15 protein-coding genes are annotated in these 16,452 nt (G+C 63.6%); 11 read left to right on the top strand and 4 right to left on the bottom strand.

Annotated features, from left to right (window positions below; genetic code table 11):
- The first annotated feature begins 132 nt into the window (after window positions 1-132).
- The 3 genes from AC5ZG5_RS13520 (at window position 133) to AC5ZG5_RS13510 (ending at window position 4,212) form a co-directional block, all read left to right on the top strand.
- Window positions 133-2,391 carry a TonB-dependent siderophore receptor gene (locus AC5ZG5_RS13520; protein ID WP_456642612.1) on the top strand — a complete coding sequence of 753 codons (2,259 nt, stop codon included), beginning with the start codon at window positions 133-135 and terminating at the stop codon, window positions 2,389-2,391.
- A gap of 12 nt (window positions 2,392-2,403) precedes the next feature.
- The gene (locus AC5ZG5_RS13515) at window positions 2,404-3,543 is read left to right on the top strand and encodes a PepSY-associated TM helix domain-containing protein (protein WP_456642656.1); all 1,140 of its coding nucleotides are present in this window, start codon (window positions 2,404-2,406) and stop codon (window positions 3,541-3,543) included.
- A 243-nt stretch (window positions 3,544-3,786) separates the two neighbouring features.
- Window positions 3,787-4,212 (top strand): DOPA 4,5-dioxygenase family protein, encoded by a 426-nt coding sequence (locus AC5ZG5_RS13510; RefSeq protein ID WP_245474619.1) that lies wholly within the window; start codon window positions 3,787-3,789, stop codon window positions 4,210-4,212.
- 146 nt (window positions 4,213-4,358) lie between these two features.
- On the opposite strand, the gene AC5ZG5_RS13505 is transcribed toward AC5ZG5_RS13510, so the two are convergent.
- Window positions 4,359-4,802 (bottom strand): MarR family winged helix-turn-helix transcriptional regulator, encoded by a 444-nt coding sequence (locus AC5ZG5_RS13505; protein ID WP_456642657.1) that lies wholly within the window; start codon window positions 4,800-4,802, stop codon window positions 4,359-4,361.
- Window positions 4,803-4,988: 186 nt separating this feature from the next.
- On the opposite strand from AC5ZG5_RS13505, the gene AC5ZG5_RS13500 reads away from it, so the two are divergent.
- The 8 genes from AC5ZG5_RS13500 to AC5ZG5_RS13465 all read left to right on the top strand — a co-directional run bounded on the left by AC5ZG5_RS13500 (window position 4,989) and on the right by AC5ZG5_RS13465 (window position 13,662).
- Window positions 4,989-6,167 (top strand): substrate-binding domain-containing protein, encoded by a 1,179-nt coding sequence (locus AC5ZG5_RS13500; RefSeq protein WP_456642613.1) that lies wholly within the window; start codon window positions 4,989-4,991, stop codon window positions 6,165-6,167.
- A gap of 158 nt (window positions 6,168-6,325) precedes the next feature.
- Window positions 6,326-7,840, top strand: coding sequence for an amidase (locus AC5ZG5_RS13495; RefSeq protein ID WP_456642614.1), 1,515 nt, complete (start codon window positions 6,326-6,328; stop codon window positions 7,838-7,840).
- 36 nt (window positions 7,841-7,876) lie between these two features.
- On the top strand, window positions 7,877-8,734 hold the full coding sequence (locus AC5ZG5_RS13490) for a branched-chain amino acid ABC transporter permease (RefSeq protein ID WP_456642615.1): 858 nt from the start codon (window positions 7,877-7,879) through the stop codon (window positions 8,732-8,734).
- A 4-nt stretch (window positions 8,735-8,738) separates the two neighbouring features.
- Window positions 8,739-9,959: a substrate-binding protein gene (locus AC5ZG5_RS13485; protein ID WP_208821288.1), complete on the top strand. Its 1,221-nt coding sequence runs from the start codon at window positions 8,739-8,741 to the stop codon at window positions 9,957-9,959.
- A gap of 7 nt (window positions 9,960-9,966) precedes the next feature.
- Window positions 9,967-11,061: a branched-chain amino acid ABC transporter permease gene (locus AC5ZG5_RS13480; protein WP_456642616.1), complete on the top strand. Its 1,095-nt coding sequence runs from the start codon at window positions 9,967-9,969 to the stop codon at window positions 11,059-11,061.
- Window positions 11,048-11,782: an ABC transporter ATP-binding protein gene (locus AC5ZG5_RS13475; RefSeq protein ID WP_130576801.1), complete on the top strand. Its 735-nt coding sequence runs from the start codon at window positions 11,048-11,050 to the stop codon at window positions 11,780-11,782. Before AC5ZG5_RS13480 ends, AC5ZG5_RS13475 begins: the two co-directional genes overlap by 14 nt.
- Window positions 11,775-12,476, top strand: coding sequence for a branched-chain amino acid ABC transporter ATP-binding protein (locus AC5ZG5_RS13470; RefSeq protein WP_496138687.1), 702 nt, complete (start codon window positions 11,775-11,777; stop codon window positions 12,474-12,476). Before AC5ZG5_RS13475 ends, AC5ZG5_RS13470 begins: the two co-directional genes overlap by 8 nt.
- Window positions 12,477-12,789: 313 nt before the next feature.
- Window positions 12,790-13,662 (top strand): DUF2778 domain-containing protein, encoded by an 873-nt coding sequence (locus AC5ZG5_RS13465; protein ID WP_456642618.1) that lies wholly within the window; start codon window positions 12,790-12,792, stop codon window positions 13,660-13,662.
- 163 nt (window positions 13,663-13,825) lie between these two features.
- Here AC5ZG5_RS13465 and AC5ZG5_RS13460 read toward each other — a convergent pair whose 3' ends face one another.
- From AC5ZG5_RS13460 to AC5ZG5_RS13450, 3 genes are read right to left on the bottom strand one after another with little or no spacing between them, the layout of a single operon-like run.
- Window positions 13,826-14,872, bottom strand: a complete 1,047-nt coding sequence (locus AC5ZG5_RS13460; protein ID WP_130224984.1) for a uroporphyrinogen decarboxylase family protein — start codon at window positions 14,870-14,872, stop codon at window positions 13,826-13,828.
- A 37-nt stretch (window positions 14,873-14,909) separates the two neighbouring features.
- Entirely contained in the window at window positions 14,910-15,779 is an 870-nt protein-coding gene (locus tag AC5ZG5_RS13455; RefSeq protein WP_456642619.1) for a fumarylacetoacetate hydrolase family protein, read from the bottom strand.
- Window positions 15,776-16,441, bottom strand: coding sequence for a polysaccharide deacetylase family protein (locus tag AC5ZG5_RS13450; RefSeq protein WP_456642620.1), 666 nt, complete (start codon window positions 16,439-16,441; stop codon window positions 15,776-15,778). Before AC5ZG5_RS13450 ends, AC5ZG5_RS13455 begins: the two co-directional genes overlap by 4 nt.
- Window positions 16,442-16,452: the final 11 nt, after the last annotated feature.

Here is a 16,452-nt window from a genome sequence, read left to right as displayed (position 1 = left end):
TTGGAATGATTCTTGAAAGTTCTAGAGGTGTTCTATTGGCGGTGGCCTCCACTCCTCGCCTAAGCGTGATCCCGCTGGCGCGCCGTGGTCATTCCCGGCGCGCAGGGGGCAAGCTGCAGTCGGGGTGGTGGATTGAAGGTTCTTCGTGGGTTGGCTGTCGCCGCGTCGGCGACGGTATCGTCTTTGGTATTGTTGCCCCAGGCAACATTCGCGCAATCGAGTTCTTCGCAAACGACGCAACCGCTACCGCCGGTCACGGTCCAGGCGCCAGAAGCGCGCCGTCGCGCGCAGCCTGTGGCGCAGCGCCGCGTTCAGCGCGCCACGCAGATCACGCCGCCGCGCCACGTGCAGCCGTCACGCGGCAATACGACCGTAGTTGAGAATCCGCGCGGCCCGATCGATGGTTATGTTGCCGGGCGCAGCATGGCTGGCACCAAGACCAACACGCCGATCATGGAAACGCCGCAGGCGATCTCGGTGATCGGCAGCGAGCAGATCCGCGACCAGAAGCCGGGCAAGCTCGACGAGATCCTGCGCTACGCGCCGGGAGTCGTGGCTGGTACCTTCGGCGCGGATGTCCGCAACGACTGGTTCCTGATCCGCGGCTTCAAGTCCGACGATATCGGCCTGTTCCTCGATGGCCTGCAACTGTTCTACACATCTTACGCGAGCTGGAAGCTGCAGCCGTTCAACCTGGAGCGGGTCGAAGTCCTGCGCGGGCCTTCAGCGGTGCTTTACGGCGGCTCAAGTCCGAGCGGCATTGTGAATGCCATCAGCAAGATGCCGCCGGCCGAACCGATGCGCTATCTTGAAACCGGCGTCAACAATTTCGGCAACGCCTATGTTGCTTTCGACTTCGGTGGGCCGGTGCAAACGCAGGCCAATAACGGCCAATTATTCTATCGCGTGGTAGGCCAGGTCCAAAATGGCGGTACCCAGGTCGACTTCACCCCCAACAACAATTACTTCATTGCGCCGTCGGTGACGTGGAAGCCCGATGCCGACACCAGTTTCACCGTGCTCGCATCAGCCTCGTATAACCAGACGCGCAGCCAGAACTTTCTGCCTTACGTCGGCACCGTCGTCGACGCGCCGTTCGGCCGTATTCCGACTAGCCTGTTCGCCAGCGATCCCAGCATGGATACCTTCAAGCGCGAACAGGAAATGCTCGGCTATCAGTTCGAGCGCAATCTCTCCGACAGCGTCACGTTCCGGCAGAATGCACGCTTCGCCCATGTCGACGTCACTCTGGCGACGCTATACGGCCTCGGCTATGCCACCACGCCTGCCGCAGCCAATCTCGCGCGCGGCAACTTCGTGACCCGGGGCATCGCCAACCAGGCTGATCTCGACAGCCAGCTCGAATATCGTTTCGCCACCGGGCCGCTTCGCCACACCATGCTGTTCGGTCTCGACCTGAAGCATTACAGCCTGGCTGATTGGCAAGGTTTTGGTTCTGCGACGCCGCTCAACCTGCTCAACCCGGTCTACACGCCGACTGCAGCCTTCAACGGAGCTCCTTACCAGGATGCGACGCTGACCCAGAAGCAGCTCGGCGCCTATATACAGGATCAGGTCAAGCTCGACCGCTTTACGCTTGTGCTGAGCGGCCGCAACGATTGGGTTTCAACCAACAACGACAATCGTATCGGCCCGGATCAGAACCGTGACGACAGCCGGTTCAGCGGCCGTGTCGGCCTGATCTATAATTTCGACAGCGGGGTCGCACCCTATGTCGCTTATGCGACCAGCTACAATCCGATTGTCGGCCGCAACGCCGCGAACCAGTTGCTCTTGCCCGAAACCGGCGAGCAGACCGAGATCGGCTTGAAGGTCCAGCCTCTTGGCTTCAACGGCCATTTCGGCGTCGCCTTGTTCGATCTGAAACGCCAGAATGCGCTGACGACAGATCCGAACAACACGCTGCTGCAGACCCAAAATGGTGAGGTCACCTCGCGCGGCGTCGAAGCCGAAATTGTGGCCAATGTCATGCCGGGTCTCAAGGTGACCGGCTCCTTCACCACCTACAATCTATTCATCAGCAAGGACCTGAACCCTGCTTTGATCGGCAAGGCGCCGACCAACACGCCACAGCAGGTGGCGTCGACCTGGGCGGACTATACGTTCCAGGATGGGCCGCTGCGCGGGTTTGGATTTGGCGGCGGTCTGCGTTACGTTGGTGAATCCTTTGCGGACACTGCCAACACGCTGACTGTGCCAGCCGTCTTCCTTGGCGACGCGACGGTTCACTATGAATGGCAGAACTGGCGGGCCGCCTTGAATGTCGTCAATATCTCCGACAAGATCTATGTCGCAAGCTGCTCATCGTCGACCGCCTGCTTCTACGGTGATCGACGCCGGATCACGGCGAGCCTTTCCTACAAATGGTAGAGGAGTACGACGCTGAAGGCACGCACTGTCAGGCTCTGGTCGCTCGTCCACACCTGGACCAGCCTGGTCTCGACCCTGTTCCTGCTGCTGTTGTGTCTTACCGGCCTGCCGCTGATCTTTCACCACGAGATCGACGAGGCGCTTGGTTATGCGCCGCAGCCGCAAGCTGCTGCCGGCCAGCGGCCGGTGCCTCCGCAGCGGATCGTTGAAGCTGCGCTCGCCGCTGATCCCGGCCGGGTGATGCAGTACATCTCCTGGGACAAGGATGAGCCCGGGCTCGTGATGGCTTTCACCAACGATGCCGTTGACGGCAAGCCGGACAATGCGACGGTGCGCGCCTTCGACGCGGTTTCGACCAAGCTGCTTGGCCCGGTCGGCACCGGCCCGATGCTGATCGTGCTGAAGCTGCACACCGATATGTTCGCGGGCCAGGCCGGCAAGCTGTTCCTCGGCGGCATGGGGCTGTTGTTCGCGGTCGCGATCGTTTCAGGCATCGTATTGTACTGGCCGTTCACGCGCCGTTTGAGCTTTGCGACAATTCGCAAGAACAGCTCGCGTCGCGTCGGTTGGCTCGACTGGCATAATCTGATCGGCGTCGTCACCATCGCCTGGGCGCTCGTGGTCGGCTTGACCGGCGTCGTCAACACCTGGGCGGAACTGATGCTGGCGCAGTGGAAGTCGACCGAGCTCGCCGCCATGGTGGCGCCCTATGCCGGCAAGCCGCCGCCGGCGCATCTCGCGTCGCTGGACGATGTTGTTGCGCAGGCGACCGAGGCTGCGCCGGGTATGTCGATCGCGTTCATCGCATATCCCGGCACGCCCTTCACCTCGTCGCATCATTTTGCCGCCTTCATGCGCGGCGACACGCCGCTGACCTCGCGCCTGTTGAAACCGGTGCTGCTCGACGGCGAGACTGCGGCGGTTGCCGATACCCGCGCGCTGCCGGCCTATCTCCAGGCGCTCTTGGTCTCGCAGCCGCTGCATTTCGGCGATTATGGCGGGATGCCGCTGAAGATCATCTGGGCGGCGCTCGATGTGCTGACGATCGTGGTCATCGGCAGCGGTCTCTATCTCTGGTTCGCGCGCCGCAGCAGGAAGGCGCATGCCGCTGCTGCGCGGGCGGAAGGTCCCATGGCGCTCGCGTCGCGATGACCAGTCGCGCTGACCGCTCGCCCCGTTGGCTCAGCGTATTCGGCGCGCCGATCCTTGTCGCCGTGTTGACGTTGATCGGGCTTTTGGCTGCACTGATGTGGGGCGATTTCGGCCGCTACCTCTCATGGGTGACTGTCGCCGTGCCGGTGATCATATGCCTGTGGACGTGGCTGCGCGTCCGGCCATGGCGCTGGAACCGAAGAACGCTTAGATAACTCCGCCTGAACAGGCGAGGTGAATCGAATGAGCGATTTGCAGGAAGGTGCCATGGCGCGGTCGGCCGGCGAGATCGCGAGCTATCACGCCCATATCTACTACGATCCGGCGACAACGAGGCCGGAGGCCGAGCGCTTGAGGACATGGATCGGCGAGCGCTTTTCGGTCACGCTCGGCCGATGGCACGACGTCAAGGTCGGGCCGCACGATCAGGCCATGTACCAGGTGGCTTTCGCCGCGGAGGTCTTTGCCGAGTTCGTGCCGTGGCTGATGCTCAACCACGGCAGCCTCAGCATCCTCGTGCATCCGAACACGAGCAATCCGCGCCGCGATCATCTCGTCGATCCGCTTTGGATCGGCCGCCCGCTCACCGTGCACGGCGAGAAGCTGCCGGAAGAGAGCGAACTCGAGCAGGCGCCCGCGCCGAATACGACGCCGCATCTTCGGCCGTGAACCGCCTCGGTTGTAGGGTGGGCAAAGCGACTTCTGGCTGAAGCCTATCAACACGCGGCGGCGGAAGCGTGCCCACCGTTACGAGCGGAGCGCTTGATGGTGGGCACGGCGCTGACGCGCCTTTGCCCACCTTACAAGTTCACAACTCAATTCGCGCTGTCGATCAGACTTTCCAGCAGCCGCTTCAATTCGTTGGTGGACTTGTTGCCGTAGTTCTCGACGATATGCGCTTCCTGGCTCATCGCGAGCGAGTTCAATCGCTGGCACAGAATTTTTCCGCGCTCGGAGCAGAACATCAGCACCTTGCGGCGGTCCTTCGGATCCTGGACGCGGTAGACCAGGGCATCCGACACCATGCGGTCGACGATCTTGGTCAGCGTCGGGTGGTTGAGTAGCACGGCTTCGGCGAGTTCGCCCATCGAACGTCCGTTGCCGTCGAACAGGACCTTCAGGATTCGCCACTGCTCGACCGGCACTCCCTCCTTGGCCAGCCGCGATTCAAGCTGCCGGTTGATTTCCCGGTTGGCTTGCGCGAGCAGGTAGGCGAGATGTTCAGTGAGCGGGGTATCTTGGCTTGGCGGTTTGGCCACGATTGAAGACTTTGTTTTGACCCTGATGAGCGAATGACTGGCGCTGATTGCCCGTTCTATATGCATGGCAATTGTTGAAGTTTCAATATTTTCGCCTAGGATATTTGTCGAACGGGTGGGACAACCGGCGGCGCCGTGCATCGATGCACCGCGCGACAAGGGGCGAAGTGTCGGACAGGAGTGGGCGTGCTCTCAACAGTCAGCGTCAACAGCGGCGGCGCCCCCATGCCGCCCTTCGTGTTCAGAGGCCTGTCGTCGCCAACGACCGATCCGTCCTGGCATCCCGCTGATGTCGGCTTCAGCAAGCGAGGTGGCGCCCACAACAAATTGAGGGTCGCGAACTTCCTCACCTTCTCCGGCTCGCCGGGAATCTGGGGGCCGGCCACCACCAACGCGGTGTTGCTCGCGGTCTCCGAGATCAATCGTCGCGGCGGCATTTTGGGCCGCGAGATCGAATTGACGATGCTGGATGCCGGCGGCCCGATCGAGGATGTCGTCCGCCGTGCCGCCGAGGCGGTCGCCCTTGACGAGGTCGACGTGATCATGGGCTCGCATATCAGCGCGGTCCGCGTCGCGCTGCGCAAGGTCACCGGCGGCCGGGTGCCCTATATCTACACGCCGGTCTATGAGGGCGGCGAGCGCACGCCGGGGGTGATGGCGATCGGCGAGACGCCGCGCTGGCAGAGCCGGCCCGCGATCCACTGGCTCGCCGATGTCAAGAAGGCCTCGCGCTGGTATCTGATCGGTAGCGACTATGTCTGGCCGTGGCAATCGCATCGTGCGGTGAAGAAATATATCGCCGAGTCCGGCGGGCAGGTGGTCGGCGAGGAGTTCGTCCCCGTCGGCGAGGACAATCATTCCGCCCATCTCGACCGCATCCGTGCCGCGCGTCCCGATGTCGTACTGATCTCGCTGATCGGCACCGACAGCATCACCTTCAACCGCGCTTTTGCCGAGAGCGGCCTGGCGGCAACGACGCTCAGGCTGGCCGGCGCGATGGACGAGACCGTGCTGCTGGGTATCGGCGCCGACAACACCGAGAACCTGTTCTGCGCGTCCGGCTATTTCATCGGCATCGGCTCGCGCGCCAATGATGATTTTCTCAGTCAGTATCACGCCACGTTCGGCTCCACCGCACCGCCGATCGGTTCGGTCGCGCAATCCAACTACGAGGGTCTGCGCTTCCTGCAGGCGGCGGCCGAGCGCGCGGGCTCGCTGGCGTTCAAACCGCTGCTCACTGCGGGACGCAACATCGTCTATACCGGCGCCCGCGGGCCGATCACCATTCGCAGCGGCCGCGCGGAGATGCCGATGTATCTCGCCGAAGCCGACGGCCTCGATTTCAAGCTGATCAAGACGATCTGACGCCCGCAAGGGGTTGCGTCCGCGCGCGCAGTTCTGCAAAATAATTCTTGAAAAGGAAAATATTTCCGTCTGTAATACCCGGGCGGCCTCGGGTGGGGCCGCGTCTTCGCATGCATTCCGCGGCCGCGCGCCATCATCAAGCTTCCAGGGAGAGTGTCTTGTCCGTCGTGCTTCCGACCCCAACGCAACTTCGCGCGGTCGCCGCGCAATGCGGCCTCGCGCTTTCCGACGAAGACGTCGCTTCGTTCCGCGGGCTGATGCAAAGTTCGGTCGACGCCTACAACCTCGTCGCCGCGATGCCCGATGAGGTACCGCCCGTAAAATATCCTCGCACGCCCGGCTATCGGCCGAGCCCAGAGGAGAATCCGCGCAACGCCTGGTACCGCAAGGCGACGGTGAAGGGCGCAGATTCCGGCAAGCTTAAGGGCAAGAAGGTCGCGCTGAAGGACAACATCATGCTGGCCGGCGTGCCCATGATGAACGGCTCGTCGACGCTCGAAGGTTATGTGCCCGATTTCGATGCGACGATCGTGACGCGCATGCTGGATGCCGGCGCGGAGATCGCCGGCAAAGTGCATTGCGAATCCTTCTGCATTTCCGGCGGCAGCCACACCAATTCCACCGGGCCGGTGCATAACCCCTATAAGATGGGCTATTCGGCCGGCGGATCGTCATCGGGCAGCGGCGTCGTGGTGGCGCTTGGCGAGGTCGACATGGCGATCGGCGGCGACCAGGGCGGCTCGATCCGCATGCCGTCCTCGTTCTGCGGCACCTATGGCATGAAGCCGACCTGGGGGCTCGTGCCCTACACCGGCGTGATGCCGATCGAGGTCTTCGTCGATCACACCGGGCCGATGACGGCCACAGTGGAAGACAATGCCTTGTTGCTCGAAGTGCTCGCTGGCGACGACGGCTACGATCCCCGCATCAAGGCGCCCAAGGTCGATGAATATACCAAGGCGCTCGGCAAGGGTGTGAAGGGATTGAAGATCGGTGTGCTCAAGGAAGGGTTCGAGCAGGCCGGAGCGGAGCCCGCGGTGAACGAAAGCGTTCGCGAGGCGGCGAAGCGCTTCAAGGACCTCGGCGCATCCATCAGCGACGTTTCCATTCCGATGCATCTGCTCGGCCCCGCGATCTGGATGCCGATCGGCACCGAGGGCATGACGCAGACCATGATGTATGGCGACGGCTATGGCCTCAGCCGCTCCGACCTCTACTCGACCTCGCTGATGGATTTCCACCGCGGCTGGCGACGGCAGGCGGACTCGCTTTCCGAAACTACCAAGCTGTTGCTGCTGTTCGGCACCTACATCAACAACACGTTCGGCCCGCGCTATTACGGCAAGGCTGTAAATATCTCGCGCCGGCTGACGGCCGCCTATGACGCGGCATTCAAGGATTACGATCTGCTGCTGCTGCCGACCACGCCGATGAAGGCGACGCCGCTGCCGCCGGCCAATCCGGGCCGCGAGGATTATGTCGCGCGCGCGTTCGAGATGATCTCCAACACCGCGCCGTTCGACATCTCCCATCATCCGGCGATGTCGCTGCCGTGCGGCATGGTCGATGGCCTGCCGGTCGGCTTGATGCTGGTCGGCCGCCACTTCGAGGAATCCACTATCTACCGCGCCGCGCATGCCTTCGAGCAGTCCGGCGACTGGAAGAAGATGTGAGGAAGTTATCGTTGCACTTCGGCCGGATCGCGATGCATGGGTAGTGCATTCGTCGCCGCTTTCGAAATCCTGAGCTTCGGCGCGATCATCGTCCTGGTCGTGCTGGGGCTCGGGATCATCGCCAGCATGATGGGCATCTTCAATTTCGCGCAAGGCGAGTTCGTCCTGCTCGGTGCCTACATCACCTATCTAGCCTATAGCCATGGCATCCCAGTCTGGGTCGGCATGGCGGCCGCGCCGTTTCTGGTCGGCGCGCTCGGCTTCGTGCTCGAGGCGCTGATCATCCGGCGCTTCTACGCGGCGCCGATCGTCGCGATGCTCGGCACCTATGCGCTCGGCCTGATCATCCGCGAATGCGTGCGCGGCCTGATCGGCGGGCTCTATCTCTCGGTGCCCGAGCCGATCGGCGGCTCGATCGATCTCGGCACCGTCCACATCTCGGCATGGCGCTTCACCATCATCGTGATCACGATCCTGGTGATGATCGGCTGCTATCTCTTGCTGTCGCGCACCACGTTCGGCCTGCGGGTGCGTGCCACGCTGGAGAATCCGGCGCTGGCGCGGGCCTCCGGCATTTCCACCGCTGCGATGTACGGCACCACCTTTGCCTTCGGTGCGGCGCTTGCAGGGCTCGCCGGCGCGCTGCTGGTGCCGGTGTTCAGCCTGTTCGCCGATCTCGGCATCCGCTTCCTGATCCAGGGCTTTGTCGCGGTCATGGTCGGCGGCGTCGGCTCGTTCATCGGCCCGGTCGCGGGCGCAGCCGTGATCGGCACGCTGAGCGCGGCGCTGCCATGGGTGATGGCGCCCGTGATCGCCGACATCCTCGTGTTCGTTCTCGCCATTGTTTTCATCAAATTCCGGCCGCAAGGCCTGCTTTCGGGAAAAGGGGTCTAGTCTCATGCGTAGCGATCACTTGAAGTTAAGCCGGCGTCGTTTCCTGCAGAACTTTGCCTTTGCCTCCACCGCGATCGCGACCGGCGTAGGAAGCTGGGTGATCCGTCCCGAATGGGCCAATGCCGCCGAAGGCCCGATCAAGGTCGGCATCGCCACCGACCTCACCGGCCCGATCGCCTATGCCGGCAACGCCGATGCCAACACGGCCAAGATGGTGGTCAAGGAGATCAACGATGCCGGCGGCCTGCTCGGTCGTCCGATCGAGCTCTTCATCGAGGACACTGCGTCCAACGAATCGGTCGCGGTCGGCAACGTCCGCAAATTGATCCAGCGTGACAAGGTCGATCTCGTGCTCGGCGGCATCACGAGCTCGATGCGCAACGCGATCAAGGACCCGATCGTCGCCCGCGGCAAGACGCTCTACATCTACCCGCAACTCTACGAGGGCAAGGAGTGCACGCCCTATCTGTTCTGCACCGGGCCGACGCCGGCGCAGCAATGCGACGAGTTCATCCCCTGGCTGATCAAGAACGGCGGCAAGCGCTTCGCGCTGCCGAGCGCCAATTACGTCTGGCCGCATACACTGAACGTCTATGCGCGCAAGGTGATCGAAGCCAATGGCGGCGAGGTGATCTTCGAGGAATATTACCCGCTCGACCAGGTCGATTTCAGCGCCACCGTCAACCGCATCGTCTCCAACAAGGTCGACGTCGTCTTCAACACGGTGATCCCGCCCGGCGTCGGTCCGTTCTTCAAGCAGCTCTATGAAGCTGGCTTCCTGAAGAATGGCGGCCGGCTGTCCTGCGTCTACTATGACGAGAACACGCTCAACATCAATCAGGCCAACGAGATCGAAGGCCTCGCGAGCTGCCTCGACTATTTCAAGGTGCTGACCAAGGACGATCCGGTCAGCGCCAAGATCCAGGCGACCTACGAGAAGGATTTCCCCGGCAATTTCCTGTTCGCCGCCGGCAGCGCCGCGACCGGCACCTATCGCGGCCTGAAGCTGTGGGCAGCCGCCGTGAAGGAGGCCGGCAAGGTTGATCGCGATTCCGTTGCGGCTGCGCTGGATCATGCCAAGATCGCGGAAGGGCCGGGCGGGCCCGCCGAGATGGTGCCGGGCAAGCGGCACTGCAAGATGAACATGTACACCGCGGTCGCCAAAGGCGGTGTGTACGAGATCGTGGCCCGCAGCAGCGGGCTCGTCGACCCCAAGGAATGCTGAGTCAAGTATGGGCGCAACCGAGCAGGCGGTTCGTACGGCGATCGACGAACAGCCGGACATCGCGATGGCCGAGCACGGCGCGACCGCCGCGCTGGCGTCACAGGCCAGAACGCCGCGCAGGATCCTGCCGATCGTGGAAATCCTGGCGCTGCTGGTCGCAGTGTTCCTGCCGCTGGTACTGCAGGACTATCTGACCGTCTTCGCTACCCGCGTCATCATCCTCGCGCTGTTTGCGCTGTCGTTCGACCTGGTCTGGGGCTATGCCGGCATCATGAGCTTTGGCCAGGCCCTGTTCTTCGGCTCGGCCGGCTACGGCGTGGCTCTGCTGGCGCGCGACCTCAACGTCACTTCGATCCTTCTGGTGCTGCCTGCGGCGATGCTGATCGGGTTGATATTTTCGCTCCTGCTCGGCTGCTTCCTGTTGCTCGGCCGGAATCCGTCGAGCATGATCTTTGTTGCGCTCGGTACGCTCACCGGATCCTATGCCGCCGATCGCTTGGCGCGCGGCTGGTACTATCTCGGCGGGCAGAACGGCATTCCTTCGATCCCGCCGATGTCGCTCGGCAGCACCGACATTACGGAGGGGCCGGTCTACTACTACCTCGCGCTCGGCATCCTGCTGGTCGTCTATCTCCTGTGCCGATTCCTGGTGCGCTCGCAATTCGGTCTGGCGCTCGCAGGTCTGCGCGAGAACGAGCAGCGCATCGCCTTCTTCGGGTACAAGGCGCAGCATCTGAAGGCGATCGTCTTTACCGTCGGCGGCACCATCGCAGGGTTGGCCGGCGGGCTCTATGCATTTCACGAGGGTTTCGTCTGGCCCAACATGCTGGGCGTCGTGATCTCGACCCAGGTCGTGCTCTACGTCCTCTTTGGCGGATCGGGTACGCTGATCGGTGCCGTCATCGGTACCGTGATCATCGAGGGCGTCAGCTTCTGGCTATCGGACAATTACCGCGACATCTGGCCGATCATCCTCGGCGTGTTGCTGCTCCTGGTGATCCTGTTCCGCCCGCTCGGCCTGATCAGCTTCGTGCTGGGTGAGCGCGAGCGCGTCGGCAGCTTCGGCGGAAGGGCGAAGGGAAGCAGCCATGCCGCTCCTTGAAGCCACCGGCATCAAGAAGGTGTTCGGCAAGTTGACCGCGCTCGACGGAGCGGGGTTGACGGTCTCCGAGAACGAATTTCACGGCCTGATCGGCCCGAACGGCTCGGGCAAGAGCACGCTGATGAAATGCGTCGCCGGCGCCGAAACGCCGACCGAAGGTACCGTGCACTTTGCCGGCAGCGACATCACCGCGCTGTCGCCGACCGAGCGCGCCCGCGCCGGCATGAGCCTGAAGTTCCAGATCACCAGCGTGCTGCCGTCGCTGACGCTTTACGACAACATCCTGCTGGCGCTGCAGGCGCAATGCTCGCTGCTCGACCTCGTGCTGTCGCGCACCCGCGGCATATTGCACGACCAGGTCATGGCGATGCTCACGCAATTCCGGCTCGCCGATCGCGCCCATGACGCGGCGGCGACGCTGTCGCACGGCCAGCAGCAATGGCTGGAGATCGCGATGGCGCTCGCCGGCAAGCCGCGGCTGCTGCTGCTCGACGAGCCGACCGGCGGCATGAGCCTGGAGGAGCGGCGGGTCACCGGCGAATTGTTGCAGCCGATCAAGTCGCATTGCTCGCTCGTGATCGTCGAGCATGACCTCGATTTCATCCGCGACATCTGCGATCGGCTCACCGTGCTCGACCAGGGCAGGGTGCTGGAGAGCGGCACCGTCGCCGAGATCCAGGCCAGCCCGGATGTACAGGAGATCTATCTGCGCCGTGCCTGACAGCCAATTCCTCGATATCATCAATCTCGACGCCGGCTACGGCCGCAGCCAGGTCCTGTTCGACGTCAATATGGGCATTCCCTGGCGCGGCGGCGTCGCCGTGCTCGGCCGCAACGGCGCCGGCAAGACCACGCTGATGAAGACCATCGTCGGCGAACTCGGCCTGTCCAGGGGCGAGCTCAAGTTCGACGGCAAGGATATCGGCCGCCGCCCGACCGAAGAGCGCGTGCGGCTCGGCATCGGCTATGTGCCGCAGGAGTATTCGGTGTTCGCGCGGTTGTCGGTGCGCGACAATCTCGCGGTCGGCGCACTCTATAGTCACGACGCCACGGCCATCGACCGGGTACTGGCGATCTTCCCGAAGCTGGCTCAACGCCTCGATCAGCCCGCCGGCACACTATCGGGCGGCGAGCGCAAGATGCTGGCGATCGGCCGCGCGATGCTTGGCGATCCGAAACTGCTGCTGTTGGACGAGCCGACCGAGGGCGTGTGGATCGGCGTGATCGAGGAGATCACCGAGCGCCTGATCGAGCTGGCAAAGGACATTGCGGTCGTCATCGTCGAGCAGCATCTCGACCTTGCGCTGCGGGTGGCCGACTACGCCTATGTCCTCGACCGCGGCCGCGTCGCGCTGCAGGGCCCGGCCGCCGCAGTCAGGGACGACCCGGAACTGCTGCGGTATCTGGCTCCCTAAAGGGAGACTTGCGCGGGCCTTTCTGTCATCACTTTTCGGGGGTGACCGGCCATTTGGTCTCGATTGTGCCCAAGTCTTGTTCCGTGATATCCAAAGTCAACTCGGTGAATCCTTATCTGGAGCCCGTCAGAGGCTCCGATGCGCCGAACGGGGTTAGATGGGTCGTATTGGGACAGGTGCAGCCGAGCGCCCGCGGGGTGGTGCTCGATGGGTGGGCAAGGCGACATTTTCTGTCGCCTCGTTCGCGTTGGCGTCTGCCCTTGCCGCCTGGATCGCAGAGATTAACCCCTTGGATTTGCTGCGGGGTTCGGCCTTGGCGAACACGTCCGCCGCGATTTCCTTCAACGATCGGTTCGGGGCGCGCTCGACGCTCGATTCCGCCTTCATCTACTACCCCTCGCGCCCGATGCTTCGTGGCAGCCGCAACGATTTCAACGCGGAATTCGCCCATATCCAGGGTTCGCTGACCGAGCAGCTTCGGGACACCCAGACCGACGAACCCGCGCAAGCCAGCCCGCCGAGCCCGGCGCCGCCCCCCGCAGTCGCCGCGATTCCGCTGCCGCGGTCGCGTCCGGTCGATGCCAACCTGCAGGCAAGGAACGATCTACCCCCCGCGCCGGCACCTGTGGCGCAGGCGGAGGAACGCTCCATTTGGCAGAAGATCACCGACTGGGTGCCAGGACGGGTTCAACTGGCGTCCCTCGAGCCGAATGGCGGAATCCTTCCCGGCACCGGGCCGAGCCTGACCACGCTTGGCTACGACAGCACCACCGCCGTCTATGACATCACGGCGCGCACCGTTTACATGCCTGACGGCACCAAGCTCGAGGCGCATTCGGGTCTCGGCGGCCTGATGGACGACCCCTCCCGCGTGAATACCCGCAACGCTGGTGCGACGCCGCCCGGCATCTACGAGATGAAGCCGCGCGAGAAGCTGTTCCATGGCGTGCCGGCGCTGCGCATGACCCCGGTCGATGGTACGGATACGTTCGGCCGCGCCGGCCTCCTGGCCCACCCTTACATGCTCGGCCCGAACGGCGATTCCAACGGCTGCGTCTCGATCAAGAACTACGACCATTTCCTGAAGGCCTACCGCAACGGCGAGATCAAGCGCATCGTCGTCGTGGTCCGGCTCAACGACCGCCCGCCGCAGGCCGCAGCCACGCGCTCAGCGTCGCAGTCGTAAGTTCCTTCCACCTCGCCCGCTTGCGGGAGAGGTCGGCGCGTGAGCGCCGGGTGAGGGCTCTCTCCACACATTCGGACAGAGTCAATCGCGGAGATACCCCCACCCCGGCCCTCCACCGCAAGCGGGAGAGGGGGCGCAGCATCCGACGTGGATGCAACTCGACTTAACCGCCGATCTCCTTCCGCACCAGCGCGGCGGCGTCGCACATCGCCTTCAGCTTTCCGAACGCGACGTGCCGCGGCATGTATTTCATGCCGCAATCGGGCGCGACCACCAGCCGTTCGGCGGGCACCTGCTTCAGGCCGCTCCGGATGCGTCCGGCGACCGTCTCCACGGACTCGATCTCGGGATTGCCGAGGTCGAGCACACCAAGCATGATTTTCTTCGACGACAGCTCCTTAAGTACGCCGAGGTCGAGCTTGGGCTGCGCGGCTTCGATCGAGATCTGGTCGGCCGTGGTGTCGTTGAGCTCGCCAAGGAAGGAATAGCCCGCGGGCTTGTTCGAGCCCGGCACGACCGCGGCATAGCCGAAGCAGAGATGGACGACGGTGGGCACCGTGATTCCTTGCAGCGCGCGGTTGATCGCCTTCACGGCATAGCGCTTGGCGAGGTCTGGATTGTTGCGCACCCAGGGCTCGTCGAGCTGGATCACGTCGGCGCCGGCCTTTTGCAGGTCGAGCGCCTCGGCGTTGACGGCTTCGGCGAACGCCATCGCGAGTTCCTCGTCATCCTTGTAGAACTCGTTCTTGGCCTGCTGGCTCATGGTGAACGGGCCGGGCAGGGTGATCTTGGCCGCGCGGTCGGTGTTCTGCCGCAGGAACTGCATGTCGTGCAGCTCGACCGCGCGCGTGCGTTTCACCGGGCCGACCACGCGCGGCACCGGCGTCTGCGTACTGCCGGTGCGGGCGGTGATGATGGCCGGATTTTCGTCATCGATGCCTTCGAGCGCGGTGGCAAAGCGGTTGGAATAGCTTTCGCGGCGGATTTCGCCGTCGGTCACGATATCGATGCCGGCGCGCTCCATGTCTCTGATGGCGACGATGGTTGCATCGTCCTGCGCTTCTTCCAAATGCTCGGCCGGCAACCGCCACATCGCGTGCAGGCGGGTGCGCGGCACGACTTTCGACAGCATGGCGCGATCGACCAGCCATTCCGGCTGCGGGTAGCTGCCGACGACGGTGGTCGGCAAGAGATGCGTCGGGAGGTTCATGATAGTCTCCTTGTTGTTCTTGGTTCAGCGAATCGCGTCACGCCGCGCGAGTTGCCGCGGCCGCAGCTTCGTCCTTCACGGGATTGCGCAGCACGCCGATGCCGGAAATCTCGACCTCGACCACGTCGCCACCCTTCATCCAGAGCGGCGGGTTGCGATAGGCACCGACGCCGCCGGTGGTGCCGGTGACGATGACGTCGCCGGGTGCAAGCTCGGTGAAGGTCGAGCAATAGGCGATCAAGGCAGGGACGTCGAACACGAGGTCCGAGATCGGCGCGGCCTGCACCTCGACGCCGTTGAGGCGGGTGGCGATGCTCTGCTTGCTGACGTCGCGAAGCTCGTCCGTCGTCACCATCCAGGGGCCGAATGCGCCGGTACCGACGAAGTTCTTGCCCGGCGCAAATTGCGAGGTGTGGCGCTGCCAGTCGCGGATGCTGCCGTCATTGTAGCAGGCATAGCCCGCCACATGCGAAAGCGCAGCCTCGCGCGAAATCCTTCGGCCGGCCTTGCCGATGATGACGGCCATCTCGCCTTCATAATCGAAACGCTCGGACTCCAGCGGCCGGATCATCGGCTGGCCCGCGCCGACCTGGCTGTTGGCGAAGCGGGTGAAGATCATCGGATGCGGCGGTGTCGGATGGCCGCTCTCGGCAAGATGCGTGGCGTAGTTGACGCCGATGCAAAGGATCTTGTCGGGATCGGGCAGGGTCGGCAGCAGCTCGACATCCTTGAGCGCGTAGTCGGCGCGCTCGCCCTGCAGCTTCTTCAATTCGTCGAGCGAGCCCTCCGCAAGCAGCGCCTTCAGCGTCGGAAAGTTCTTCAGTCGCTTGCCGGTGTCGATCACGCCGGAATCGGTGACGATGCCATAGCTCGCGACACCAGCCGCCTTGAAACTTGCGATCTTCATGATTTGACACTTTCTTCGATGGAGGAAACGTAGGCGTCGATAGGCGACACGATTTCGCCCGAGCGGATCGGGACGCAGTCGGGCGGAAATTCCTGGCGGAAGCCGGCGCCGTGGGCGGCGGCGCGATCGAGGAAATCCTCGAGATGGTCCATCGCGCCGGTCGGCAGATCGTGCAACACCATCAGCGTCCAGGGCTGCGAACGGCATTGATTGTGCGCGCGGTCGACCCAGCCGTCCGGATCGTCCCAGTCGCGCGGGATCGCATTCCAAAGCACACAGCTATGTTTGTTGTGGGTGAGGTAGTCGACGACGGATGGCTTGAGCAGGCGGCCGTCGAGATTGCCGCCGCCGCCAAACGGCCGGAACCAGCGCTGCGCATGGGCGAGGTCACCGATCGCCGCCTGCGTGCGGCCGATCTCGTTCGCCGCCGTATCCGCATCCGCCTGCTGGCCGAGCGGAATGCTGTGGGTGAAGGTGTGGTTGCCGATCCAGTGGCCGTCGTCATGAGCGCGGGCCGCAAGCTTGCGCCGCGCGGGATCGCGGAGCTTCTCGCCGATCACGAAGAACGTCGTCTTGATGTTGCGCTCGCGCAGGATGTCGAGCACGCGCGGCGTGACCTCCGGCTCGGGGCCATTGTCGAAACTCAATGTCAGGTCGAACACGCTGGCATCCT

It is taken from the genome of Bradyrhizobium sp. Ses1 (assembly GCF_059512365.1).
This window is presented reverse-complemented; position numbering and strand designations above follow the sequence as displayed.